Below are 1,211 nucleotides of genomic sequence, written 5' to 3'. Positions count from 1 at the left end.
CTTGTATGGTTATAAGTGACGATTTCTGAGAAACTAGAAAGCGTCGGGGTGGAGGGACAACGCTGCGCATCTGCAGTTTCAGCTGACAGACCCGATTAGAACTCTCCCACCCCACCTCTTCAACGTCGATGAGGAATCCTGCGGTCAATAGGCCTGCCAACCAATACCGCCGATATGTGCAAGCTAACGTGAAGAAGTGGCCACCCCAACATTCTCACTTTAACGATAAGGAGGCAATCATGCAATCCCCGTTATTCATTGGTGTTGATGTGGCGAAATCTGAGGTCGTTATTGCCTGCTCGGAAAGCAGTTTCCCGGTGCATGGTATTGCTAATGAATTAGCTGCTTTAAAGAAATTCCTGAAACAACTGCCACCTGGCTCATCTATTGCGATGGAGGCAACTGGCATCTATCACCAGGTGCTGGCTGATTTGGCTTTCCAGATGGGCTTGCATGTTTATGTGCTCAATCCTAAAGATACCCGTCATTATGCGAAAGGGGTTGGAGCGCGTGCCAAGACTGACAACGTCGATGCAATGCTCATTGCACGTTACCTGGCGCATGAAGTCAAGGAACTGCGCCGGTATGAACCGGCTACACCTGAGCAACGCACCATGGATGAACTGTTAAAACGCAGGGCTAAAATTGTTTCTTTGAAGACGGCTTTACGTCTGACCTGTGATGGAGCGCCGTCACTGAAAGTGAAGGCAGTCAAGCTTTTAGATAGCTTTACAGAATTACTCAAGCAAATCGATCAGGACATTGCTGGGTTGAATAAGGATATTCCCAGCCGGGCCGAACAGGTCTGTCGCTTGCAGTCTATTGCAGGAGTCGGCTTATTAACCAGTTCCTGGCTGGCGAATCTGTTTGACCGTGTTCGCTTCACAAACAGTGACGCTGTCGTTGCATTTGTCGGTATGGATCCACGTCCCTGTGATTCCGGTCAGAAGCGTGGACGCAGGAGGCTGTCCAAGCGAGGCCCTGCTGAAGGGCGCCGCTTGCTATTTAACGCCGGTATGGCGGCAGCAAAATCAAAGGTGTGGGCGCCTGTGTACCAACATTATCGGCAACTTGGCTGGCCATCAACGGCCACCATTATGATCATCGCACGTAAAATAGTGCGGATCGCTTTTACCTTAATCAAGAGCAAGACCGACTTTAATCCCGATCTCGTCGCAATAAAAACTTGACGGAAACCATAGAATCTAATC

General features: G+C 49.6%; 1 protein-coding gene. It reads left to right on the top strand.

Annotated elements, in window-relative coordinates:
- Window positions 1-239: 239 nt before the first annotated feature.
- On the top strand, window positions 240-1,190 hold the full coding sequence (locus ACO0LM_RS28595) for an IS110 family transposase (protein ID WP_423042334.1): 951 nt from the start codon (window positions 240-242) through the stop codon (window positions 1,188-1,190).
- Window positions 1,191-1,211: the final 21 nt, after the last annotated feature.

The sequence above is a fragment of the Undibacterium sp. Di26W genome (assembly GCF_049340265.1).
Taxonomy (GTDB): domain Bacteria; phylum Pseudomonadota; class Gammaproteobacteria; order Burkholderiales; family Burkholderiaceae_D; genus Undibacterium.
Note: the sequence above shows the minus strand (reverse complement) of the source record. Positions and strands in the feature narration are given on the sequence as shown.

Excerpts from the sequence above, each read along its gene's own strand:
- ACO0LM_RS28595 (WP_423042334.1), top strand. The coding sequence starts at position 240 with ATGCAATCCCCGTTATTCATTGGTGTTGATGTGGCGAAATCTGAGGTC.